Source organism: Hydrocarboniphaga sp. FW305-C-57 (assembly GCF_058783045.1).
On record NZ_JBYSYG010000011.1, the window covers coordinates 138784 to 161086 of the forward strand.

Below are 22303 nucleotides of genomic sequence, written 5' to 3' on the forward strand. Positions count from 1 at the left end.
CAACTCAGGCTTCCAGGAATTGCCGGATCAGGCGGGCGGTCTGCTCGGGCGCCTCAAAATGCAGCATGTGCGCACAATCTTCGATGACCGTTTCGTGGCGGTCGCGGAAGCAGGCGCGACGGCTCGCGATGTCCTCGGCGGTCAGCCGGGCGCGCAGCTCGGAGCGGCCACCGTCGACGAACAGGGTGCGCGCGGCGATCCGGCTCCAGGCCGCCTTCGATTCGGCGAGCCGGTAGCTGGTCGGGAACAGCAGCCGGTGCTTGGGGTCCGCGCACAGGCCGATGCGCCCGTCCTCGCGAATGCGACCCCAGCCGTGCGCGACCATCAGCGCGCGCTCGGGCGTGATGCGCGAATGCAGCCGGCGGATGCGGCTCGCGAGCTGCTCGTAGCTGTCGTAGCTCGGGTCGGCCAGCGGCTTGCGCAGCTGGTCGAGCCAGGTGCCGATGCGGTCGGGCGAGCGCTCGGGCTCGTCGTCGCGCATGAACAGGCCGTCGAGCACCACCAGGCGCTCGACGCGCGCCGGACGCACACCCGAGTAAATGCTCGCCACCTGCGCGCCGAGGCTGTGTCCGATCAGCGTCACCGCGCCTTCGGGCGCGTAATGCGCGAGCAGGGCGTCGAGGTCGGCCACGTAATCGGGAAACCAGTAGCCGTCCTGCGGCCATTCGCTGAGGCCGAAGCCGCGCCAGTCCGGGCACAGCACCTGCCAGTCGGGCAGCAGCGGGGCGACCAGGTCTTCGAAGGTCGCCGAGGTGTCGAGCCAGCCGTGCAGCAGGAACAGGGTCGGCCTGGGTGATGGCCGGTCGTCGGCCGTAGACCAACGCCGGACGTGATAGCGCAGGCCGCGCAGCGTCAGGAATTCGGAACGGCTCAGGGTGGTGCGGCCAGGAAAGCTCATGTGCAAGAAGACTTTTTTCGATTGTGCATGCGTGGCGCAGGATTTGCACAGTTGCAGGGCGTAGCCACGACAACGCAATGACGCGCAAATCGACTAGCCCATAAACTGTGCGCTCGCGAGCGCCTTCGCCGCCATCAAGCTGACCTCATGACCTATTGCCTCGCCATCAAAGTGGACGATGGCCTCGTATTCGCCGGAGACACCCGCACGAGCGCGGGCGTCGACGACGTGCGGACCTACAACAAGATGCACATCACCGAAGAAGCCGGTGACCGCGTCTTCGTGATCCTCTCGGCCGGCAACCTCGCCACCACGCAGTGGATCCTGAACAACATCAAGCGCGACCTGGCCGACCCGGATGCGCCGGTCAACCTGCGCACGGTGCGCCACATGTACGACGCCGCCGAGTACGTCGGCGGCCTGTCGGTACGCGCGCAGAAGGAATCGACCGCGTACGGCCAGTACAGCAACGTCGACTTCCGCACCACCCTGATCCTCGGCGGGCAGATCCTCGGCGAAGACCCCTCGCTCTACCTCGTTTACCCCGAGGGCAACTGCATCTCGGTGTCGCCCGAGACGCCCTACCTGCAGATCGGCGAGAGCAAGTACGGCAAGCCGATCCTCGACCGCATCATCCGCCCGCACATCTCGCTCGAGGACGCCACGCGCTGCGCGCTGGTCTCGCTCGATTCGACGATGAAGTCCAACCTCACGGTCGGCCCGCCGCTCGACGTGGCGATCCTGCCGCGCAACGCGCTGAAGATCACCCATCGCCTGCGCCTGGACCTCGATACGCCGTACTACGCGGCGCTCAAGCGCGCCTGGGCCGACAGCCTAGAACGCGTGTTCCGCGACGACCTGCCGAAGTTCGAGTGGGAGACCACGCAGCAGACGATGCTGTAGCCGGGGCAAGCCAGGCTGCAGCCGAAGGGCCATTGGGGCAAAGCGGCCCCACCGGCGCCCGGCGCTCGGCCGATCTGGAATAATCCGCGCGCTTTTTACCGCCGGAAGCCCGCCATGCCCCGCCAGACGCCCGTCATCGCCCCCTCGATCCTGTCCGCCGACTTCGCCCGCCTCGGCGAGGACACCGCCAAGGTGCTCGCCGCCGGCGCCGACTGGGTTCATTTCGACGTGATGGACAACCATTACGTGCCCAACCTGACCATCGGCCCGATGGTCTGCGAGGCCCTGCGCAAGTACGGCGTCACCGCCCCGATCGACGTGCACCTAATGGTCGAGCCGGTCGACGCGCTCGCCGCGAGCTTCGCCAAGGCCGGGGCCACGTACATCACCTTCCATCCCGAGGCCACGCGCCACGTCGATCGCTCGCTGCAGGCGATCCGCGACGCCGGCTGCAAGCCCGGCCTGGTGTTCAACCCGGCCACTCCGCTCGACGTGCTCAAGTACGTGATCGACAAGGTCGACCTCGTGCTGCTGATGTCGGTCAACCCGGGCTTCGGTGGCCAGAGCTTCATTGCCTCGGCGCTGCCCAAGCTGCGCGAGGCGCGCGCGATCATCGATGCGAGCGGCCGCGAGATCCGCCTCGAGATCGACGGCGGCGTGAAGGTCGACAACATCGGCGAAATCGCCGCCGCGGGCGCCGACAGCTTCGTCGCCGGCAGCGCCATCTTCAATTCCAAGGACTACGCGGCGACCATCGCCAAGATGCGCGAAGCCATCGCGTCCGCGACCCAGGGATAAAACGGCGGGCGCTGCCGGCGCCGCAGCCCGCTTCACAAGGAATGTCGATGTCGAGTGCAGACGGCGGCCCGGCCGCAAACCCGGCCGCGCCAGCGGTTCAGATCACCTCCCGGCTGACGCTGGTCTTCGCGATCGCGGTCGGGGCGATCGTCGCCAACCTCTACTACGTGCAGCCGCTGATCGAGCCGATCGGCAGCGCGCTGCAACTGTCGCCGTCCGCACTCGGGCTCATGGTCACGCTCGCGCAGATCGGCTACGCGCTCGGCCTGCTGCTGCTCGTGCCGCTCGGCGATCTGCTCGAGAACCGCCGGCTGTGCTGCAGCCTGCTGCTGGTCTGCGCGGCCGCACTGACCGCGACCGCCTCGGCGCAGAACGCCCTGATGCTGCTGGGCGCCCTGCTCGCGGTCGGGCTGACCTCGGTCGTCGCACAGGTTCTGGTGCCGTTCGCCTCGCAGCTCGCGCCCGATGCGACGCGTGGCCGCGTCGTCGGCAACATCATGAGCGGGCTGTTCATCGGCATCCTGCTCGCGCGGCCGCTGTCGAGCGCGCTGTCCGACGTCGTCGGCTGGCGCGTGGTGTTCGCGGCTTCGGCGGTCGGCATGCTCGTCATCGCCGCTGCGCTGCGCCTGCTGCTGCCCGAGCGCAAGCCGAGCGCGGTGCTGCATTACCTCGACCTGCTGCGCTCGCTCTGGCAGCTCTGGCGCGACACGCCGCTGCTGCGCCGCCGTGCGCTGTATCACGCGGGACTGTTCGGCGGCTTCTCGCTGTACTGGACCGGCGTGACCTTGGTGATGACGGCCGCGCCGTTCAACCTGAGCCACGCGCAATTCGCCCTGTTCGCGCTCGCCGGCATCGCCGGCGCCATCGCCTCGCCGATCGCCGGGCGCGCGGCCGATCGCGGCTGGGCCGGCCGCAGCACGGCGGTGGCGATGCTGCTCGTCGCGCTCGGCTTCGGCTGCGCCGCGCTCGGGCTGATCAGCGGCTCGCTTCCGCTGATGGTGACCTCGGGCATCGTCGTCGACCTCGGCGTGTCGGCGAACCTCGTCACCGGACAGCGCCTGCTGTTCGCGCTGAACCCGGCCGCGCGCAGCCGCATGAACGCGCTCTACATGGCGACTTTCTTCTGCGGCGGCGCGATCGGCTCGGCGATCACGGGCGTGGTGTTCGCGCACGGCGGCTGGCTGCTCGCCTGCGCGGTCGGCGCCGGCGCCGCACTGCTCGTGCTCGCCGCGTTCGCGACCGAGAAACGCGCGGCGTGACCGCTGCGGGCGGCGCGCTTATAGTGGCGGCCGTTCTGGTCTCAAGCTTTCAACAAACACGATGAAGCAAACGGAGTCGATCGCGCAGGCCCCTGCCCTGCGCCGTTCCTGGCGATGGCGCTAGCGCACCGCGCTCGCCTGCCCGCTGCACCCTCCGCTTCTCATCTCGTCTGACCGAACATGACTGCCTATACCCACGTCACGCTCACGCGTGAGCTCCCCGGCGACCTCGACACGCCGGTTTCCGCCTATCTCAAGCTCGCCCAAGGCCCTTACTCGTTCCTGTTCGAGTCGATGCAGGGCGGCGAACGCTGGGGCCGCTACTCGTTCATCGGCCTGCCGAGCCGTGAGCTCATCCGCGTGCGCGGCAGGCTCATCGAGCGCCTGGTCGACGGCCAGATCGTCGAAAGCCTGCAGGCCGATTCGCCGTTCCCGTACATCAAGGCCTACAGCGAAGGCGTGCGCGTGAAGGAAGCGCCCGGCCTGCCGCGCTTCACGGGCGGCCTGGTCGGCTACTTCGGCTACGACTGCGTGCGCTACATCGAGCCGCGCATCAACCGCGAGCACGCCGATCCGATCGGCGCGCCCGACGTGCTGCTCATGCGCGCCGACGAACTCGCGATCTTCGACAACCTGCGCTGCACGCTCACGCTCGTCGTGCATGCGAAGGCCGACGACGCCGACGACCAGGCGCGCGCCGCGCGCCGGCTCGACGAGATCGAAGCCTCGCTGCTGAATCCTCCGGCCGCACGCGCGCTGAAGCCCGCGGCCAAGGCGCTGACGCCGGACGACTTCGTGTCGATGTTCAACCCGCAGACCTTCGGCGCGGCGATCGACCGCGTGAAGGAATACATCGCGGCCGGCGACGTCATGCAGGTGGTGCCATCGCAGCGGCTCAGCGCGCCGTTCACGACCGATGCGATGACGCTGTATCGCACGCTGCGCCGGCTCAACCCGTCGCCGTACCTGTTCTGCCTCGATCTCGACGATCACCAGGTGGTCGGTTCCTCGCCCGAAATCCTCGTGCGCGTCGAAGACGGCGAAATGACCGTGCGGCCGATCGCCGGCACGCGCAAGCGCGGTGCGACGGCCGAAGAAGACCAGGCGCTCGAAGCCGACCTGCTCGCCGATCCGAAGGAACTCGCCGAGCACCTCATGCTGATCGATCTCGGCCGCAACGATGTCGGCCGCGTCGCCGAAACCGGCAGCGTCAGGCTGACCGACAAGATGGTGATCGAGCGCTACAGCCACGTCATGCACATCGTCAGCAACGTCAGCGGCAGGCTCAAGGACGGCATGCACGCGCTCGACGCGCTGACCGCCGCGTTCCCGGCCGGCACGCTGTCGGGCGCGCCGAAGGTGCGCGCGATGGAGATCATCGACGAGCTCGAGCCGGTCAAGCGCGGCATCTACGGCGGCGCGGTCGGTTATCTGGCCTGGTCCGGCAACCTCGACACCGCGATCGCGATCCGCACCGCCGTGCTCAAGGACGGCCAGATCCACGTGCAGGCCGGCGCCGGCATCGTCGCCGATTCCGATCCGCAGTCGGAATGGGAAGAGACGATGAACAAGGCGCGCGCGATGGTGCGGGCCGCGAGTCTGGCGACGGCCGGCAAAGCCTGAAGCTTTCTTCTGTCATTGCCGCGAAAGCGGGAATGACAGCGAATCAGGAAACCGCCGCCGCTTCCATCCGACGCGGCTGCTGCAACTTCCACAGCAGCGCCAGCGTCGACAACGTGACGGCCGTCGCCAGCCAGCCGATCACGCCGAAGTTCCCGAACGCCTCCGGCTGCGAGCCGACGATCAAACCCGAAGTCGCCGCCGCGAGGCCGGACGCCGCGTCGCTGCAGGCCATGTTGATCGACATGTAGCGCCCGCGCAGCGGTGGCGGCACGCGGTTGATCAGAAACGCGAGTGCCGGAATCGCGCGCGACGAGGTCAGCACCATGAAGGCGACGAAGATCGCGGCCACCAGCGGCAGCGGCGATGGCCGCAGATGCGTGAAGGCCAGATGCGGCGCGATGCTCGCGATCATCAGCAAGGCGAGCACGCGCACGGAGCCGAAGCGATCCGCGGCCTGGCCGATGAAGCGAGCGCTGACGAAAGTCGCCGCACCCGCGCACAGGTAGAACCACGACAGATCGGCCACCGCGATGGCGAGCGTGCCGCCGAGAAACGCGCCGATGTACGGCACGATCAGAAAGCCCGAAAAGACGATGCCGAAAGTCAGCAGCCAGCCGAGCGCCAGACCGGGCTGCGCGAAGATCGCGCCGATGCCGACGCGTACGCCGGACGCGGTGCGCGTCGACGGCAACCAGCGCGCGAGCAGCAGCCAGCAGACCAGCGCGAGCGCCGCGACGAACACGAACGGAGCACGCCAGCCCGCGATCGACGCGAGCCAGAGCCCGAGCGGAACGCCGGCGACCGCGCTCGCGCCGAAAGCCGACATCACCGTGCCGACCGCCTGCCCGCGTCGCGCGGGCTCGATGCGATCGCCGATCAGCGCCATCACCGTCGCGGTCATGAGTCCCGCGCAAGCGCCGGCGATCGCGCGCGCGAGCAGCAGCGCGCCGAAGCTCGACGCCGCTGCGCAGGCCAGCGTGGCGACGATGAAGCCCGCGTAGAGCGCGAGCAGCACGTGGCGCCGGTCGTAGCGATCGAGCGCCGCGGCGCCGAACAGCGCCGCACTCGCCGATGCGAGCGTGTAGACGCCGACGAGCCAGCCGAAGCTCGCCGCATCGACCGAGAACACGCGCATGACTTCGGCGCCGAGCGGCATCAGCACCATGTAGTCGAGCAGGTGCGTGAACTGCATCGCGGCGAGCAGCAGCAACAGGCGGCGCTGGTCGGCGGGCATCGGCGGCGGTGTCATGCGATCTTCCTTGATGAGTGCAGCGTGGAATCGACGCGCGCCGGCACGACCACCGGAGCGCCGTCGTCGGGCGCGCGCAGAATGTGCGAATCGATGCCGTAGAGCCGGCGCACGAGCGTGGTCGTGAGCACCTCGCGCGGCGAGCCATCGGCGACCACGCGGCCATCGGCGAGCGCGACGAGGCGATCGGCGTAGCGGCCGGCGCTCGACAGATCGTGCAGCACCATGACGATGCTGCGGCCGGCGTCGCCGAGTTCGCGGATCAGGCTCAGCAATTCCTGCTGATGACCCGGATCGAGCATGCTCGTCGGTTCGTCGAGCATCAGGATCGGCGTCTGCTGCGCGAGCACGAGCGCAAGCCAGGCGCGCTGGCGCTGGCCGCCCGAAAGCGTGTCGACGGGCTTGTCGGCGAAGTCGCTCAGGTTCGTGCGGGCCAGGGCTTCGCGCACGGCATCTTCGTCCGCGCTCGACCACGGCGCGAGCCAGCCGCGATGCGGATGCCGGCCGAAGGCGACGAGCGCCGAGAGCTTCAGGCCGGCGGGCGCTTGCGGAAACTGCGGCAGGAAACCGAGTTTCAACGCGAGGCTGCGCGCGGACAGCGAGTCGAGACTTTGCTCGCCGAGCGCGATGCGTCCGGACAAGGGTTTGTGCAAGCGCGCGAGACAGCGCAGCAGGGTCGATTTGCCGCAGCCGTTGGCGCCGACGATGGCGACGACTTCGCCGGCGCGTATGCGCAGGTCGACGCCCGCGAACACCGGCGTTCCGCCATAGCCGGCGCTCAGCGCCTCGACCACGATGTCCATCAGCGCAAACCCGCCGCGAGCGGCTGCGAGCGCAGCAGCAGCCAGAGCAGGAACGGTCCGCCGAGCAGCCCCGTGACGACGCCGGCCGGCAATTCGGCCGGCGGGACAGCGATACGGCCGAGCAGATCGGCGGCGAGCACGAGCATCACGCCGACGCTCGCCGCGAGCCACGGCGGAGCCGCGGCATCGGCGTGACGCGCGAGGATCGGCGCGACGATCGCGACGAAACCGAGCGGCCCGGCGACGCTGACCGCGAGGCCCGCGAGCGCCGCCGCGAGCAGCAGCACCGCGAGCCGCAGCTGCGGCAGACGCACGCCTAGGCTGCGCACGCTGTCGTCCTGCAAGCCCATCAGCGCGAGGCCGCGCTGCAAGGGAAGCAGTGCGATCAGACACAGCAGCAGCGCGAGCGCGGCGCTCGCCACAAGCGGCAGTCCGCGCCCGGCCAGACTGCCGACGCTGAACGCGTAAAGCCCGCCCGCATGCATGATCGGCAAGGTCGACATCGCGATGTCGAAACCCGCGCGCAGCAGGCTCGCGACGCCGAGCCCGACGACGATCACGCGATAGCCCTGCGTGCCGACGCCACCGGCGGCCACGAGCACGAACGCGACCGTCAGCAAGGCGCCGATCAGCGCGCACCACCACGGGCCGACGAGTCCGGCCGGGTTCAGCAGCAGGCTCAGCGCGAGCGCGAACAAGGCGCCGTCGTTGAGCCCCATCAGGTCCGGGCCCGCGAGCCGATTGCGCGCGAGCGTTTGCAGCAGGTAGCCGGACAGGCCGAGCGCGGCGCCGACCACGCAGGCCGCGAGCAGGCGCGGCAGGCGAATCTGCAGCACGAGCATCGGCAGCCAGTGCGGTGCTTGCGCATCGCCGATGCGCGCGAGTTGCAGCGGACTCAGCAGGGGCTGGCCGATGCACAGCCCGGCGAGCGCGAGCGGCGCGGCGACTGCGCTGAGCAGCAGCGCGAGGCGCGAGCGACTCATGCGCGCATTCCCGCACGCCCGAGCGCGAGCTGGCCGTCCGCACGCACCATGAAGATCAGCAGCGGAGCGCCGATCAGGGCGAGCAGCGCGCTCACGGGCGCCTCGTACGGCGCGACGACGAGGCGCGCGACGAGATCGGCCGCGAGCAGCAGCGCGGCGCCGATCAGCGCGGACGCCAGCAGCTGCGCGCCGATCGCGACGCCGGCGATCCGGCGCGCGAAATACGGCGCGAGCAGGCCGAGAAACGCGATCGGCCCCGCGAGCGCGACGGCGGTTCCGGCCAGCATCGCGACGATCGCGATCACCGCGGCGCGAATCCACGCGGGCCGCGCGCCGAGCGAGCGCGCCACCTCGTCGCCCAGGTGCAAGGCACCGAGCGGCCGATGCAGCAGCGCGGCGCCGACGAGTCCGAGCGCGATCAGCCACAGGCTCGGCGCGAGCAATCCGCCGGCCGAATGCGCGAGCGAGCCGAGCACCCAGAAGCGGAATTGATCGAGATTCGCCGCGCGTCCGAGCGTCGCCCAGGCCGTGAGACCCTGGCAGGTCGCCGCGAGCGCAAGCCCTGCGAGCACGAGGCGCAACGGCGAGGCTTCGCCACGTCCGCCGACGAGCCAGGCCAGCGCGCTGCCCACGAGCGAGCCGGCGAGCGCCCAGGCGATCTGTTGGTGCGGAGCGAGCGCGCCGCTCATGGCCAGGCCCATCGCGATCGCGAGCGCCGCGCCCGCGTTGACGCCGAGCAAGCCGGCTTCGGCGAGCGGATTGCGCGTGAGCGTCTGCAGCAGCACGCCGGAGACCGCGAGCGCGGCACCGATGCCGAGCGCCTTGAGCAGACGCGGGGCGCGCAAGTCGCCGAGCACCATGTCGGTGTAGGCGTCGCCGCTGTGCAGGCCTTGCAGCAGCCAGGCCAGCGATTCGTGCCAGCCGATGCGGCCCGCGCCCAGCGCGAGCGAGGCTGCGACGAGCGCGATCACGAGCACGGACAAGGCGGCAAGGATCTCGCGCCGCGGCATGCTCAGTCCGAAGCCTTCACTGCGGAGGCGGCCGGCAGCAGCGTGCGCTCGACATCGTCGAGCACCGCCTCGGCCGCGATCGGACCGCCGATGACGGTCCAGAGCATGGCGTCGACTTCGCGCACGTGGCCCGCGCGCGCCGCCGCCAGCGACGCGAACGCCGGCTCGGAACGCAGCGCGGCGACCGATTGCGGGTCGGGCGTGAAATTGCCGATGAACAGCCAGTCGCCGTCGATGTCGGCGAGCAGTTCGCGGCTCAGCGGTGGCGCATGGCCGGCACCCGCGGCGCGCTGCGCGGGCGGACGGATGAAGCCCAGCTCGGCGAGCACGCGGCCCGCGAAGGCATCGCCGAGCATCGCCATCGGCCCGTTCGGCGACAACCGCACGATGCTCACGCTTTCGCCTTCGTGTTCACGCAGCCTCGCGCGCAAGCCGAGCACGCGTTCGCGATGGCGCGCGAGAAACGCATCGGCCCGATCGCGACGACCGACCAGCGTGGCGATGCGCTCGAAACTCGCCTGCCAGGGCTCGCCGACCCTGAAGCTCACGGCGGTCGGCGCGATGGCGTTGAGCTGGGCCAGCAGCTGCGGATCGGGATGCCCGCCCGCGAGGATCAGGTCGGGCTGCAGCATCAGGATGCGATCGACCGACGGCTGGGCGAAATTGCCGACGCTGGCGATGCCGTGCGTGCGCTCACCGAGATACGCGGGCGGATGATCGCTGCCGCGTCCGTCGGTCGCGCCGGCCGGCGCCAGATCGAGCGCGAGCAGGCTGTCGAGATCGATTTCGCTGAGCGCGACGACGCGCTGCGGCGATTGCGGAACGCGCAGCTTGCGATCGGCCGCGTCGGTGACGTCGTGCGTGGTCGCGGCCGAGCCTTGGAATGCGGAGCCCGCCTGCGCGCCCGGCGAATCGGCGCGCTCGCCGCAGGCCGCGAGCACCAACGACAGGCACAGGCCCGATGCCGCGAAGATGATCCTGCGTCGATGCGACGGCTTCATGCTTCCTCGTCCATGAATCGATGGCGCTCCGCGTGGTAGTCCTCTTCGCGCTGCCCGCGCCGCCAGTACGGCACCGCATAGAGCCGGTCGCGGCGCAGGCCTTTTTCGAGCAGCAGCGCGCGTATCGCGGCAACCGCCGCGCGCTCGCCGGCGACGGTCGCCGAGGCCTTGTCGAGTGCGCTCCAGCGCGCCTTCGCGACGAGCGCGGGCAGCGGCGACTCCGCGTCGGGCGCGCACCGCAACCAGCGCAGCTCGATACCCGGCGGATGCCGCAGCGGCAGCTCGTCGGCGAGGTCGGCGATTTCGATCAGCGCGAGCCCTTGCGCCTGCGCGGGCAGGCGTTCGAGCGCCGCCGCGATCGCCGGCAATGCGGACAGATCGCCGCAGAACAGATGGCGCTCGGCATCGGCCCGATACAGCGCCGGGCCGCCCGGGCCGGCGAGTCCGATCGCATCACCGACACGCGCCTGCGCGGCCCATTTCGACGCCGGGCCACCGTTGCCGTGCAGCACGAAATCCACGCTCAGCGTGCCGCCTCGCGCATCGCGCCCGCGCAGGCTGTAGGTGCGCGCGATCGGACGCGGGCCGGGCGGCCACTCGACGCCGTTCGCGCCGAGTCGCGGCAGTTGCAGCGCCTGTCCGGGCGACGGAATGAACAGCTTGATGTGCGCGCCGGCCTGGCTTTCGGGGAAATCGTGCAGATCGGGGCCGCCCAGCAGCACGCGGCGCAGATGCGGGCTCAGCACGTGGGTGTCGATGACGGTCAGCCGCCGCGGCCGCGTGGGGCGCGACGGCTGGTGGGAGGCATTCATGGTGGGCTGCGAGGTCGAAAGCGACGCGGACATGGCGAGGCCGCACGCTAACCCGCGCCGCCGGCGCCGTGGCCGCGCGGCGACGCTTTTGATCCTTCGCAACAACAGTCCGCGCCTTGCGCAAAGACGCGGCAATTCGGATGACTTCTCGATTGACTGCATGACCGTGCGAACGCTCAGCTGCGCGCGCGCAACTGTCCCGGCGTGACGCCGAACTGGCGCCGGAACGCGGTCGCGAAATTCGCCGCGCTCGTGTAGCCGGCGATGTGCGCGGCCTCGCTCACGCTGATGCCTTCGCGCTCGAGCGAGGCGCGTGCGAGGCGCAGCCGACGCTGGCGCTGGTATTCGCACACGCTGTTGCCGGTCAGCGCGCGAAAGCCGCGCTGCAGCGTGCTCGTGCTCATGCCGATGCGGTTTGCGAGCGCATGCAGCGAGTCGTTGTCGCCTTCGCCGCTATCGAGATATTCGCGCAAGGCGGAGAGCCGCTTGCGCTCGCGCGGACGCAGGCCGGTCTGCGATCCGGGCTGCGCGCCGGCCTGCGATTCGGGCGGCTCGCCGGCGATGGCGGACAAGGCCTCGGCGGCCATTTCGAGACAGCGGCTCTCGAGAAACAGGCCTTGCAGCGGCGACGACGGCGCGTGCATTTCGACCACGTCGCTGGCCAGCGCGAGCAGGCGCGAAGACAGCCGCCAGCGCTGCACCGCCAGGTGCTCGTGCCGCAGCGCGCGAATGCGTGGATAGTCGCCGAGGCCGTCGCGGCTTTCGTCGAGCCACTGCGGGGCGAGCGCGAGCGTGACGACGCGCCGGCGTGCGCCGGCACGCAGCCGGCGCGTGAACGAATCGGTCTGGTTCAGCGCGATCGCCAGGCCCTCGTGCTGCGGGCGACGGTCGTCGCCGAGCCGCGGGCCGAGCTGGAAGCGGCGCTCGCCGTAGGACACGTCGGCCTCGCCCGACAGCGCCATCACCAGCAGCAGGCCGGGCGGCAGCGAGGACGAGACATCGAGATCGCGCTGATCGCAGACGTCCGAGGCGTAGAGCGACAGCCCGGGCCGCAGGCTGACTTCGCGCAGGCGGCCCTTCACGAGCGGCTCGCCCGAAGGCGCGCTGACGCCGCTGGAGCCGGCGGCCGTATCGAGTCCGTGGGCGACCAGCGCCTCGGTCCCGAAGCTCGGGCGGGCAAGACTTTTCCCGTGATGCATGTGAACCCTCTTCCTTGGCTCGAAGCGCCGGCTCGCAGCCTGCGCTGCCGGCAAAGCAATCCGCCGCAGCCGCAAAACCGGCCGGCGGCGACGCTTCAGAAAATAACGTCCCGAGTTGGTTAATGTAAATCATTCTCATATAAAGGGGCGGTTCTGGGGCTATGGGCATCAAAACGGACGTCAAACGAATGGCGGCGGCACCGACCGCCTTGCTGCTGCTCTGGGCGGGCGGCGCCTCGGCGCAGGCGGCGGACGAGCCGGCGAAGGAGCCGCCGCGGACGGCGGCCGTCGGCAGCAGCGCGATCGAACTCGCGCCGGTGGTGGTGCGCGAAGAATCCGTCGTCGATCCGGTCGCCCCGCCGATCACGCTCAAGGAGAGCCTCATCGAGCAGCCCGAGATCAATGTCGGCGGCAGCACCGCCTCGTCGCAGAAGGTGTTCGTCAACGGCATCGAGGAGATGAATCTCAACGTGCAGATCGACGGCGCGCGCCAGTCGAACAACGTCTGGCACCACAACGGCAGCACGCTGATCGATCCGCAGATTCTCAAGGCGGTGTCGGTGGACGCCGGCGTCGCGCCGGCCGACGCGGGCCCCGGCGCGCTCGGTGGCTCGATCCGCTATGAGACGCGCGATGCCGGCGACATGCTGCAGCCCGGCGACGACTTCGGCGCGTTTCTCGGTTTCGACTACGAAACCAATGGCGAAACCTTCAGCCAGAGTGGCGCGGCCTATGGGCGCGGCGGCGGACTCGAAGCGCTCGGCTACGTCAGCCACGGCGAGGGCAAGAACTACGAGGACGGCAACGGCGACGAGGTGATCGGCACCGGCGTCAACCTGCTCAGCACGCTCGCCAAGCTCGCCTACAGCGCGCAAGGCGGGCACCGCATCGAATTCTCGGGCCAGTACCTGGTCGACGACGACGTGCGGCCGATTCGCGCGAACTTCGCCGACGTCGGCGGGCGCAACCAGTTCGCGCGGAACAAGTTCGAGCGCCGCTCGGGCGTGCTCGAATACACCAACACGCAGCCGACGGCCTGGTTCGATCCGACGCTGCGCATCTCGTTCAACGAATCGTCGATCGAGCGTCCCTCGCCGACCGGCACCGCCATGCGCATCTATTTCGATTCGGCCGTGAAAAGCGTCAGCGGCCTCGCGCAGAACCGCTTCGTGACGCCCTGGGGCCAGCTCACGACGGGCCTGGATTTCTACGAGGATCGCTCCGAGACCAACAACTACGCGCGCATCGACAAGGAGCGCGCGACCAACATCGGCATCTTCGCGCAGCTGCGCACCGACGCGAGCCGGCCGCTGAGCGCCTCGGCCGGCCTGCGCGTCGATACGCAGCGGTACGAATCGGTCGACGACCGCGACATCGACAACAGCGGCCTGAGCCCGAACCTGTCGCTGCGCTACACATTCACGCCGTCCTTCGCGCTCACGGCCGGCTACTCGTACGTGTTCGGTGGACTGCAGCTGCTCGAATCGGCGCTGTTCCATGCGGCCGAATACACCTACGCCGACGACGTCGATGCGCAAAAAGCGCGCAACGCCAAGCTCGGCCTCGAATACCGCGAAGGCGGCCTGAAGCTCGGCGTCGAAGGCTTCGACACGCGGATCACCAACAGCCCGGACGTCGACATCGAACCCGGCGTGCGCCACAACGGCCCGGACCTCGAAACCCGGGGCGTCAACGTCGAGGCCGCCTACGACTGGAGCCGTGCCCGCATCGGCGCCTACTACACGCATGCCGAGCTCGAATACGGCGATGCGGGCATTCGCACGTTTGCACCGACCTTCGGCACGCCGGTCGGCGACGTGCTCAAGCTCAGCGGCGCCTACGCCTGGCCCGCGCAAGGCCTCGTCGCCGGCCTGACCGCCGAATTCACGCTCGACTACGACCACGACGATGCGAGCGAAACGCCCGATCTGGCCGGCTACGAAGTCGTGAACCTGTACGCGGAATACAAGCCTACGCGGCTGCAGGCGCTGACGCTGCGCATCGCGGCCGACAACGTGTTCGACCAGGACTACGTCGACCGCTTCAGCACCTCCAACGCCGAGAACCTCAACATCCGGCCGCTGATGGCGCAGGGCCGCAGCTTCGTCTTCACGACGCGCTTCAGCTTCTGAAAACCCGATGCCGGGCGGTCGGATGTCCGCCCGGCTTTCCTCTCCCGGTCAGCCGTTGCCGCCGGGATCATCTGGAGGCCTCATGGACGACGACCGGCAACCTCATTTCCTCGGCGAAGAGCCGCGCAGTTCCGCACTCTCCCCCGCTCTCGACGACAGCGCCAACGCCTTGCTGCTGCGCTACGACGCCGCGTCGAGCTTCTTCTTCGCCTCACCGCGCCGGACCCTGCTCGGCGAAGGACTGCGCGTGCGCCTGCAGTGGTCGCGCAGCGATACGCGCGCCCAGCTGCAAGGCTTGTTCGAGGCGCTGCGCGCCGAAGGCTCGCCGTCGCCGCTCATCGTCGGCGCCTGGCCGTTCGACAGCGAGCAGGCGCCAGTGCTCTACGTGCCGAAGCAGATCGCGCGCGCCGGTGCCCTGCTGCACGATCGGCTGCCACCGACGCGGCCCGCGGCCCGGCACTGCACGATCCACGAGCGTCCATCGGCTGCCGAATACGCGCGCGGCGTCGAAGCCGCGATCGCGCGCATGCACGACTCCGAGCTACGCAAAGTCGTGCTGTCGCGATCGCTCGACATCGTCAGCGACGCGGCGATCGACCAGTCGCAGCTGCTGCGCAACCTGGCCCGGCGCAATCCTTCGGGCTACAGCTTCGCGGTCGAATTGCCCGTCGTCACGCGCGGCTGCTCACCGCGACGGCTCATGGGCGCGAGTCCCGAACTGTTGCTCGAACGGCGCGGCAATCTCGTCATCGCCAATCCGATCGCGGGCAGCGTTCCGCGCTGTGCCGACGCGGACGAAGATCGGCGTCGCGGCAAAGGCCTGGTCTCGTCGGACAAGGATCGTCACGAACACGAGCTCGTCGTCGACGCGGTGCTCGAAGCGCTGCGCCCGTATTGCCGCGCGATCGAATGCGCGGGCACGCCGTCGGTGATCTCCACGCCCTCGCTCTGGCATCTGTCGACGCAGGTGATCGGCGTGCTGCGCGACAGCGCGACGACCTCGCTCGAAGTGGCGCAGGCGCTGCATCCGACACCGGCCGTCTGCGGCGAGCCGCGTGCGATGGCGCGCGACTTCATCCGCGAAAAAGAGCCGTTCCCGCGCGGCCTGTTCACCGGCATGGTCGGCTGGTGCGATGCCAATGGCGACGGCGAATGGGCGGTGACGATCCGCTGCGCCGAAGTCGAAGCCGGGCGCGCGCGCCTGTTCGCCGGCGCCGGCATCGTGCCGGCCTCCGATCCGCAGCTCGAAGTCGCCGAGACCGGCGCCAAGTTCCGCGCGATGCTCGATGCGCTCGGCGTGGAGCATCGCGCATGAGCGGCCCCGTCCAGGAAGTTGACCTGACGCCCTGGCCCGAGGATTTCGCGCGACGCTATCGCGAACGCGGCTACTGGCGCGGCCAGAGCCTCGGCGCCTTCCTGCGCGAGCGCGCACACCAATATGGCGAACGCATCGCACTGATCTGCGGCGCCCGGCGCTGGACCTATCGCGAACTCGACACGCACGCGGATGAAGTCGCAGCGGGACTGCAGGCACTGGGCCTGCGTGCGGGCGATCGCGTGGTCGTGCAGCTGCCGAACGTCGCCGAATTCTTCGTCGTCTGCTTCGCCTGCTTTCGTCTCGGCGTGATTCCGGTGATGGCCCTGCCCGGACATCGGCGCGCGGAGATCGCCTCGTTCTGCGCGATCAGCGGCGCAGTGGCCTACCTGATCGCCGAGCGAGGAGCCGACGGCTACGACTACCGCCAGCTCGCGCGCGAGCTGCTTGCACATCCGACGAGCCTGCGGCACGTCATCGTCGCCCAGGGCGATGCAGCCGAATTCATCGCGCTCGACACCTTGCGCCATGAAGTGCGGCCCTTGCCCGAGCGCGACGCCGGCGAAATCGCGCTGCTGCAGCTGTCGGGCGGCAGCACCGGCACGCCCAAGCTGATTCCGCGCACGCACGACGATTATCTCTACAGCGTGCGCGCGAGCGCCGCGATCTGCGAGTTCGGCACCGACACCGTGTTTCTCGCCGTGCTGCCGCTCGCGCACAACTTTCCGCTCAGTTCGCCGGGCACGCTCGGCACGCTCTGCGCGGGCGGCTGCGTCGTCGTCGCCCCACGTCCCGATCCGGCGACCGCCTTCGCGCTGATCGCCGAGCATGCGGTCACCCAGGCCGCACTCGTTCCGGCCTTGCTGCTGGGTTGGCTCGATGCAGCGACGTCGCGTGGCCGCGAAGCGCTCGCGAGCCTGAAACTCGTGCAGGTCGGCGGCGCGAGCCTGTCGCCCGAAGTCGCGGCGCGCGTACGGCCGACGCTCGGCTGCGCACTGCAGCAGGTGTTCGGCATGGCCGAAGGGCTCGTCAACTACACGCGCAGCGGCGATGACGACACGCGCATCCTGCATACGCAGGGACGGCCGATTTCGGACGACGACGAAATTCGCATCGTCGACGACGAGGATCGGGATGTCGCAATCGATGAAGTCGGCCACCTGCTCACGCGTGGGCCGTACACGATCCGCGGCTACTACCGCGCAGCCGAGCACAACGCGCGCGCGTTCACGGCCGACGGCTTCTACCGCACCGGCGATCGCGTTCGGCGCGACGCGCAGGGCTACATCCAGGTGGTCGGTCGCGCCAAAGACCAGATCAATCGCGGCGGCGAGAAGATCGCGGCCGAAGAAGTGGAGCACCAGCTGCTCACGCATCCGCAGGTCCGCAACGTGGCGCTCGTCGCGGTTCCCGATGCGTTTCTCGGCGAGCGCAGCTGCGCCTTCGTCGAGCTCGCGCAGCCCGACGCGCAACCGCGCTCGCGGCTCGCGCTCGAACTCAAGATGCACCTGCGCGGGCGCGGCATCGCCACTTACAAGATTCCAGACCGCATCGAGTTCGTCGACGCGCTGCCACTGACCGCGCCCGGCAAGGTCGCCAAGCAACAGCTGCGCGAGCGCCTGCATGAGCAGGCGGCGAATGCGATGCCCCTGCACCGGAGCCATCCATGAGCATTCCCCGCATTCAGTCCTACGCGATGCCGACGCAGTGGCCGCAGGCCAGGCCGGCCTGGAAAATCGAGGCCGCGCGTTCGGTGCTGCTCGTGCACGACATGCAGCAGTACTTCGTCGATTTCTTCGACATGGACGCGGCGCCGGTTCCACAGCTCGTCGCCAACATCCAGCGACTTTGCGATGCGGCGCGCGAGGCCGGCGTGCCGGTGGTCTACACCGCGCAGCCCGGCAACCAGGATCCGCGCGATCGCGCCCTGCTGACCGATTTCTGGGGCCGGGGCCTGGCCGACGAGCCCGAGGTGACGCGCATCCTGCCGGCCCTGCAACCGCAGGCCGGCGACACCGTGATGACCAAGTGGCGCTACAGCGCGTTCAAGCGCTCGCCGCTCGAGGCCTTCATGCGCGAACGCGGCCGCGACCAGCTCGTCATCTGCGGCGTCTACGCGCACATCGGCTGCCTGATGACGGCAGCCGAAGCCTTCATGCTCGATCTGGAGGCCTTCCTGATCGCCGATGCGCTCGGCGATTTCTCGCTGCAGGAACACGAGTACGCGCTGCAGTACGCGGCGAGGCGCTGCGCGCAGGTCAACGGCACCACGCAGGCCGTCAACGAATTCCGGCGCGCCCTGTCGGCCGGCTTCGATCGCAGGCGCCTGCGCAGGGAAGTCGCGGCGCAAATGGAGATCGACCCCGATGCCCTGCACGACGACGACGACCTGCTGCTCATGGGCCTGGACTCGGTGCGGCTGATGGCGCTCGTCGAGCGTTGGAGACGCATCGGCCTGGCCGCCGATTTCGCCGAACTGGCCGAAGCACCGACGCTCTCGTCCTGGGCCGATCGCCTGCGCCTCAACACAGCGGAGACCGACCGTGCCTGACGATCTGCGGTCCTCCGCGCTGGCCGGTGAAACACTCGCGCTCACGCAGGCGCAGCTCGGCGTTCTGCAGGGCCAGCGGATGGCCGGCGACGACGCCGTGTTCCATGCGGCCGAATGCGTGGAGCTAAGCGGCGAACTCGATGCAAGGGCTTTCGAGCAGGCGCTTCGCGACACCGTGCTCGAAGCGCAGCCACTGCATCTGCGCGTGTTCGAGCGCGACGGCCAATTCCAGCAGCAACTCGTCGAGCCCCGCGCGCCGGCCTTGTACTGCCGCGACCTGAGCGGGCCGGACTGCGAGAGTCGCCTGCAGGCCGAGTTGCGCGAGGCGCTCGCGGCGCCGTTCGACGCGGACGGCGGCCAGCTGTTCGAGCACCGGCTCTACAAGCTCGATGCTCAGCGCCATGTCTGGCTGCATCGCGCGCATCATCTGCTGCTCGACGGCTACGGCTTCCAGCTCGTCACACGCCGGGTCGCTGCGCGATATGCGGCGCTGCGCGCGGGCGGCGATTGCGCGGCGACGAGCTTCGGCGATCTGCGCGCCGTGGTCGCAGCCGATGTCGCGTATCAGCAATCGGCCGATCGCGAAGCCGATCGGCGTTTCTGGCTCGAGACGCTCGCCGGCCTGCAGCCCGTGAGCCTGTCGCGCTCGCCCTCGCCGGGCATCGGCCGTGGGCGACGCCACGGTGGCACGCTCGCGAGCGGCACGAGCGCGCGGCTCAAGTCGCTCGCGGCCGAAATCGGCCTGAGCTGGCCGGAGTTGCTGATCGCGGGCTTCGCCGGCTACCTCGGCGTTCAGGGTGCTTCGAACGGACCAGGCCGCGACGTGGTCATCGGCCTGCCGATCATGCAGCGACTCGGCGGCCCGGCTTCGCGCACGCCGTGCACGGCGATGAACGTGATGCCCTTGCCGGTGCCGCGGGCCGGCGAGCAGGCGCTGCCCAAGCTCGCCAAAGCGGTGCGCGAAAACCTGCAGCGCCTGCGCCCGCACGCGCGCTATCGCTTCGAGCATCTCGAGGGCGATCTCGAAGCCGCTGGCTATGCGCGCGGCCTGCTCGCGACCGAAATCAACGTGATGCCGTTCGAACATCCCACACGCTTCAGCGACTGCACGGCGCAGACGCGCATCCTCGCGGCCGGTCCGGTCGAAGACCTGGCCGCGATCTTCATCGCACGCGCGGACGACATCGGCTTCGATCTCGACGGTCGCCCGCAGAACTACACGCTCGCAGAGCTCGCTTTGCACTGGAGCGGCTTCGGCGACTTTCTCGAAGACTGGCTCGGCGCGCCCTGGAGCGCGGCACGCAGTATCGGAGCGCCGCGATGAAGGCGAACGCCCAGCTCGAACCGGGCATCGCGGTCGTCACCGGCGCAGCGCAGGGCATCGGCCTGGCCGTCGCGCGCGCTCTCGCCGATGCGGGCGTTACCGTCGCCGCGCTCGACCGGCAGGCCGGCTTGCTGCACGGAGCCTGCGCGCAGCGCGAGGCGCTGCATCCGTTCGCGGTCGACCTGCGCGAGGCCGCCGAGGTCGAAGCGGTGATCTCACGCATCGAGCAGGTGCTCGGGCCGATCGCCTACCTCGCGAGCGTCGCCGGCGTGCTGCACACCGGCAGCCTGCTCGATGGCGACGACGAAACCTGGTTGCAGAGTTTCGCGGTCAACACACATGGCAGTTTCCACGTCTGCCGCGCGGTCGCGCGGCGCATGCGCGAGCGGCGTCGCGGGGCCATCGTCGGCGTCGGCTCGAACGCCGCGAGCACGCCACGCCTGGCCATGGGCGCCTATGCGGCGAGCAAGGCCGCGAACGCGCAGTTCATGCGCTGCCTGGGCCTGGAACTCGCCGAATACGGCGTGCGCTGCAACCTGGTTTCGCCGGGCTCCACCGACACCGAGATGCAGCGCCGCTACTGGCGGAACGGCGTCGACGCTGAAACGGTGATCGCGGGCTCGCTCGCGCAGCATCGGCTCGGCATTCCGCTGCGCCGCATCGCCACGCCCGAGGACATCGCCGACAGCGTGCTGTTCCTGCTGTCGGAGTCGGCGCGCCACATCACGCTGCAGGACCTGATCGTCGATGGCGGCGCCACGCTCGGGCGCTGAGGTGGACACGCGCATGCTGCGCTTCGCGAGCTGCCGCTATCGGCTCGATGCCACGCAGCTGCCGGCCTTCGCCGCCAGCACACATGCGCTGCCGCCGAGCCTGCAGCGAGCCGCGCTCAAGCGACAGATCGAATTCATCGCCGGCCGCCGCTGCGCCGAACGCGCGCTGCGCGCGGCCGGCTGCGCGGACGCATCGCCGCTCGCGATCGCCGGCGATCGCAGGCCGCTGTGGCCCGCCGGGTACACGGGCTCGATCAGCCATAGCGACGGACTCGCGATCGCGGCGGTCAGTGCCTCGCCCGACATCGCCGTCGGGCTCGACGTGCAAGGCCGCTTGAACACCGCGCAGGCCGAGGCGCTCGCAGAGCGGATCGCGACGGCGGACGAGCGTCGCCGGCTCGGTGCGTGGCCCGATCCGCAGCTCGCGATCAGCATGCTCTGGGCGCTCAAGGAGAGCGTCTACAAGGCGCTCTCGCGGCGCATCGAAACACCCTGCGGCTTCGATGACGTCGAGCTGCTCGATGTCAGCGTCGACACCGGCGAGGCCCGGCTGCGACTGCGGCGCGATCTCGGCGGTGGCCTGCGCGCAGGCTCCACGCATGCGGCTCGCATGCGGGCCCGGCGCCGGCATGTGATGGCGCTGTGCGTCACGCACGCGCGACCCGAAAACTAGATCGACGATGCCGGCGTCGCGCGCGGCGCCTGCTCGCGCACCTTGGCGATGAAATCGCGAATGTAGGCGCGGCTCGCGAGACTCTCGGGCATCGCCGCGTGCAGCTCGCAGTGCACGCCCTTGGGGCCCAGCGGAATGCCGACGACGTAGCCGCGATCGAGGTACGGACGCACGCTCCATTCGGGCAGCGCGGCGATGCCGCGGCCGCTCGCGACGAGCTGCAGGATCGCGATCGTGAGCTCGGCGTTGCGGCGGTGCGGCTTGATGTCCTGCGGAGCCAAAAAATGCCGCACGACGTCGAGCATGGCGTCGTCGACCGGATAGCTGATCAGCGTTTCGCCGATGAAATCCTGTGGCTGCAGCCAGGCCTTCTGCGCATACGCGTGCCGCGGCGAAACGATCGCGAGCGTCTCATACGTGAACAGATGCTCGGTGACGACGCCCGCGCGCTTCGGCGGCTCGTCGTGGATCACCGCGAAGTCCGCGATGCCGTTCTCGACGAGCGTGGTCGGCTCGGTGTGAAAGCCGCTGACGATGTCGAGCTCGACTTCGGGCCAGTGCTCGCGCAGCGCGTCCATCGCGGGCATCAGCCAGTCGAAGCAAGTGTGGCATTCCACCGCCACGCGCAGCTCGCCGCTGCGACCCGAGACCCACTGCGCCACTTCACGCTCGGCCTGCGCGGTGATCTGCACGACCTCGCGCGCCGCCTTCAGCAGGCGCGAGCCGGCCTGGGTGAAGCGCAGCGGCTTGGTGTTGCGCTCGAACAAGGGCGTTCCGTAATGCGTTTCGAGCGCCTTGAGCTGGTGCGAGAGCGCCGACTGCGTCACGAACACGCGGTCGGCCGCCTTGGCGAGCGAGCCGGTGTCGGACAGTGCGATCAGCGTCTGGAGATGGCGGATGTCGAGCGGGGACGAGGCCATGAATGAAACTCAAGTGAAATGACAATTCTTTGAGATTGAATCATATGGCCCTGAGCCGGACCATGCGCGCCTTCTCC

20 protein-coding genes are annotated in these 22303 nt (G+C 69.6%); 11 read left to right on the forward strand and 9 right to left on the reverse strand.

Going from position 1 to position 22303, the window contains the following annotated elements:
* Positions 1-4: 4 nt before the first annotated feature.
* The gene (locus tag AC3WUM_RS19885; RefSeq protein ID WP_492412429.1) at positions 5-898 is read right to left on the reverse strand and encodes an alpha/beta fold hydrolase; all 894 of its coding nucleotides are present in this window, start codon (positions 896-898) and stop codon (positions 5-7) included.
* A 147-nt stretch (positions 899-1045) separates the two neighbouring features.
* Between AC3WUM_RS19885 and AC3WUM_RS19890 the strand changes: the two genes are divergently transcribed.
* The 4 genes from AC3WUM_RS19890 to trpE all read left to right on the forward strand — a co-directional run bounded on the left by AC3WUM_RS19890 (position 1046) and on the right by trpE (position 5481).
* Positions 1046-1801 (forward strand): proteasome-type protease, encoded by a 756-nt coding sequence (locus AC3WUM_RS19890; protein ID WP_492412430.1) that lies wholly within the window; start codon positions 1046-1048, stop codon positions 1799-1801.
* A gap of 114 nt (positions 1802-1915) precedes the next feature.
* Positions 1916-2599, forward strand: coding sequence for a ribulose-phosphate 3-epimerase (gene rpe / locus AC3WUM_RS19895; protein ID WP_492412431.1), 684 nt, complete (start codon positions 1916-1918; stop codon positions 2597-2599).
* A gap of 47 nt (positions 2600-2646) precedes the next feature.
* Complete coding sequence (locus tag AC3WUM_RS19900; protein ID WP_492412433.1) at positions 2647-3858, forward strand: MFS transporter; 1212 nt, start codon at positions 2647-2649, stop codon at positions 3856-3858.
* A gap of 180 nt (positions 3859-4038) precedes the next feature.
* Positions 4039-5481, forward strand: a complete 1443-nt coding sequence (gene trpE / locus AC3WUM_RS19905; protein WP_492412435.1) for an anthranilate synthase component I — start codon at positions 4039-4041, stop codon at positions 5479-5481.
* A gap of 43 nt (positions 5482-5524) precedes the next feature.
* Here the strand turns inward: trpE and AC3WUM_RS19910 are convergent, their stop codons facing one another.
* The 7 genes from AC3WUM_RS19910 to AC3WUM_RS19940 form a co-directional block, all read right to left on the reverse strand.
* Complete coding sequence (locus AC3WUM_RS19910) at positions 5525-6730, reverse strand: MFS transporter (protein WP_492412436.1); 1206 nt, start codon at positions 6728-6730, stop codon at positions 5525-5527.
* On the reverse strand, positions 6727-7533 hold the full coding sequence (locus tag AC3WUM_RS19915) for an ABC transporter ATP-binding protein (protein WP_492412437.1): 807 nt from the start codon (positions 7531-7533) through the stop codon (positions 6727-6729). The genes AC3WUM_RS19910 and AC3WUM_RS19915 overlap by 4 nt, the downstream gene beginning before the upstream one ends.
* A complete protein-coding gene (locus AC3WUM_RS19920) occupies positions 7533-8516 on the reverse strand; it encodes a FecCD family ABC transporter permease (protein ID WP_492412439.1) in 984 nt (327 codons plus the stop codon). The genes AC3WUM_RS19915 and AC3WUM_RS19920 overlap by 1 nt, the downstream gene beginning before the upstream one ends.
* The gene (locus AC3WUM_RS19925; protein WP_492412440.1) at positions 8513-9526 is read right to left on the reverse strand and encodes a FecCD family ABC transporter permease; all 1014 of its coding nucleotides are present in this window, start codon (positions 9524-9526) and stop codon (positions 8513-8515) included. The genes AC3WUM_RS19920 and AC3WUM_RS19925 overlap by 4 nt, the downstream gene beginning before the upstream one ends.
* 2 nt (positions 9527-9528) lie before the next feature.
* Positions 9529-10527: an ABC transporter substrate-binding protein gene (locus AC3WUM_RS19930; RefSeq protein ID WP_492412441.1), complete on the reverse strand. Its 999-nt coding sequence runs from the start codon at positions 10525-10527 to the stop codon at positions 9529-9531.
* A complete protein-coding gene (locus AC3WUM_RS19935) occupies positions 10524-11339 on the reverse strand; it encodes a siderophore-interacting protein (protein ID WP_492412443.1) in 816 nt (271 codons plus the stop codon). The genes AC3WUM_RS19930 and AC3WUM_RS19935 overlap by 4 nt, the downstream gene beginning before the upstream one ends.
* 176 nt (positions 11340-11515) lie before the next feature.
* Complete coding sequence (locus AC3WUM_RS19940; RefSeq protein ID WP_492412445.1) at positions 11516-12538, reverse strand: helix-turn-helix transcriptional regulator; 1023 nt, start codon at positions 12536-12538, stop codon at positions 11516-11518.
* Positions 12539-12726: 188 nt separating this feature from the next.
* On the opposite strand from AC3WUM_RS19940, the gene AC3WUM_RS19945 reads away from it, so the two are divergent.
* From AC3WUM_RS19945 to AC3WUM_RS19975, 7 genes are all read left to right on the forward strand, one after another.
* Positions 12727-14670: a TonB-dependent receptor domain-containing protein gene (locus AC3WUM_RS19945; protein ID WP_492412447.1), complete on the forward strand. Its 1944-nt coding sequence runs from the start codon at positions 12727-12729 to the stop codon at positions 14668-14670.
* An 82-nt stretch (positions 14671-14752) separates the two neighbouring features.
* Complete coding sequence (locus tag AC3WUM_RS19950; RefSeq protein WP_492412449.1) at positions 14753-15985, forward strand: isochorismate synthase; 1233 nt, start codon at positions 14753-14755, stop codon at positions 15983-15985.
* Positions 15982-17655, forward strand: a complete 1674-nt coding sequence (locus tag AC3WUM_RS19955; RefSeq protein WP_492412451.1) for a (2,3-dihydroxybenzoyl)adenylate synthase — start codon at positions 15982-15984, stop codon at positions 17653-17655. The genes AC3WUM_RS19950 and AC3WUM_RS19955 overlap by 4 nt, the downstream gene beginning before the upstream one ends.
* Positions 17652-18536: an isochorismatase family protein gene (locus tag AC3WUM_RS19960; RefSeq protein ID WP_492412453.1), complete on the forward strand. Its 885-nt coding sequence runs from the start codon at positions 17652-17654 to the stop codon at positions 18534-18536. The genes AC3WUM_RS19955 and AC3WUM_RS19960 overlap by 4 nt, the downstream gene beginning before the upstream one ends.
* Positions 18529-19860, forward strand: coding sequence for a condensation domain-containing protein (locus AC3WUM_RS19965; protein WP_492412455.1), 1332 nt, complete (start codon positions 18529-18531; stop codon positions 19858-19860). The genes AC3WUM_RS19960 and AC3WUM_RS19965 overlap by 8 nt, the downstream gene beginning before the upstream one ends.
* Complete coding sequence (locus AC3WUM_RS19970) at positions 19857-20633, forward strand: 2,3-dihydro-2,3-dihydroxybenzoate dehydrogenase (RefSeq protein ID WP_492412457.1); 777 nt, start codon at positions 19857-19859, stop codon at positions 20631-20633. Before AC3WUM_RS19965 ends, AC3WUM_RS19970 begins: the two co-directional genes overlap by 4 nt.
* A complete protein-coding gene (locus AC3WUM_RS19975; RefSeq protein WP_492412459.1) occupies positions 20608-21306 on the forward strand; it encodes a 4'-phosphopantetheinyl transferase family protein in 699 nt (232 codons plus the stop codon). The genes AC3WUM_RS19970 and AC3WUM_RS19975 overlap by 26 nt, the downstream gene beginning before the upstream one ends.
* On the opposite strand, the gene AC3WUM_RS19980 is transcribed toward AC3WUM_RS19975, so the two are convergent.
* Positions 21303-22226 (reverse strand): LysR family transcriptional regulator, encoded by a 924-nt coding sequence (locus tag AC3WUM_RS19980; protein ID WP_492412461.1) that lies wholly within the window; start codon positions 22224-22226, stop codon positions 21303-21305. The two genes, AC3WUM_RS19975 and AC3WUM_RS19980, sit on opposite strands and share 4 nt — an antisense overlap.
* Positions 22227-22303 lie beyond the last annotated feature (77 nt).

Excerpts from the sequence above, each read along its gene's own strand:
- AC3WUM_RS19885 (WP_492412429.1), bottom strand. The coding sequence starts at position 898 with ATGAGCTTTCCTGGCCGCACCACCCTGAGCCGTTCCGAATTCCTGACG.
- AC3WUM_RS19890 (WP_492412430.1), top strand. The coding sequence starts at position 1,046 with ATGACCTATTGCCTCGCCATCAAAGTGGACGATGGCCTCGTATTCGCC.
- rpe (WP_492412431.1), top strand. The coding sequence starts at position 1,916 with ATGCCCCGCCAGACGCCCGTCATCGCCCCCTCGATCCTGTCCGCCGAC.
- AC3WUM_RS19900 (WP_492412433.1), top strand. The coding sequence starts at position 2,647 with ATGTCGAGTGCAGACGGCGGCCCGGCCGCAAACCCGGCCGCGCCAGCG.
- trpE (WP_492412435.1), top strand. The coding sequence starts at position 4,039 with ATGACTGCCTATACCCACGTCACGCTCACGCGTGAGCTCCCCGGCGAC.
- AC3WUM_RS19910 (WP_492412436.1), bottom strand. The coding sequence starts at position 6,730 with ATGACACCGCCGCCGATGCCCGCCGACCAGCGCCGCCTGTTGCTGCTG.
- AC3WUM_RS19915 (WP_492412437.1), bottom strand. The coding sequence starts at position 7,533 with ATGGACATCGTGGTCGAGGCGCTGAGCGCCGGCTATGGCGGAACGCCG.
- AC3WUM_RS19920 (WP_492412439.1), bottom strand. The coding sequence starts at position 8,516 with ATGAGTCGCTCGCGCCTCGCGCTGCTGCTCAGCGCAGTCGCCGCGCCG.
- AC3WUM_RS19925 (WP_492412440.1), bottom strand. The coding sequence starts at position 9,526 with ATGCCGCGGCGCGAGATCCTTGCCGCCTTGTCCGTGCTCGTGATCGCG.
- AC3WUM_RS19930 (WP_492412441.1), bottom strand. The coding sequence starts at position 10,527 with ATGAAGCCGTCGCATCGACGCAGGATCATCTTCGCGGCATCGGGCCTG.
- AC3WUM_RS19935 (WP_492412443.1), bottom strand. The coding sequence starts at position 11,339 with ATGAATGCCTCCCACCAGCCGTCGCGCCCCACGCGGCCGCGGCGGCTG.
- AC3WUM_RS19940 (WP_492412445.1), bottom strand. The coding sequence starts at position 12,538 with ATGCATCACGGGAAAAGTCTTGCCCGCCCGAGCTTCGGGACCGAGGCG.
- AC3WUM_RS19945 (WP_492412447.1), top strand. The coding sequence starts at position 12,727 with ATGGCGGCGGCACCGACCGCCTTGCTGCTGCTCTGGGCGGGCGGCGCC.
- AC3WUM_RS19950 (WP_492412449.1), top strand. The coding sequence starts at position 14,753 with ATGGACGACGACCGGCAACCTCATTTCCTCGGCGAAGAGCCGCGCAGT.
- AC3WUM_RS19955 (WP_492412451.1), top strand. The coding sequence starts at position 15,982 with ATGAGCGGCCCCGTCCAGGAAGTTGACCTGACGCCCTGGCCCGAGGAT.
- AC3WUM_RS19960 (WP_492412453.1), top strand. The coding sequence starts at position 17,652 with ATGAGCATTCCCCGCATTCAGTCCTACGCGATGCCGACGCAGTGGCCG.
- AC3WUM_RS19970 (WP_492412457.1), top strand. The coding sequence starts at position 19,857 with ATGAAGGCGAACGCCCAGCTCGAACCGGGCATCGCGGTCGTCACCGGC.
- AC3WUM_RS19975 (WP_492412459.1), top strand. The coding sequence starts at position 20,608 with ATGGCGGCGCCACGCTCGGGCGCTGAGGTGGACACGCGCATGCTGCGC.
- AC3WUM_RS19980 (WP_492412461.1), bottom strand. The coding sequence starts at position 22,226 with ATGGCCTCGTCCCCGCTCGACATCCGCCATCTCCAGACGCTGATCGCA.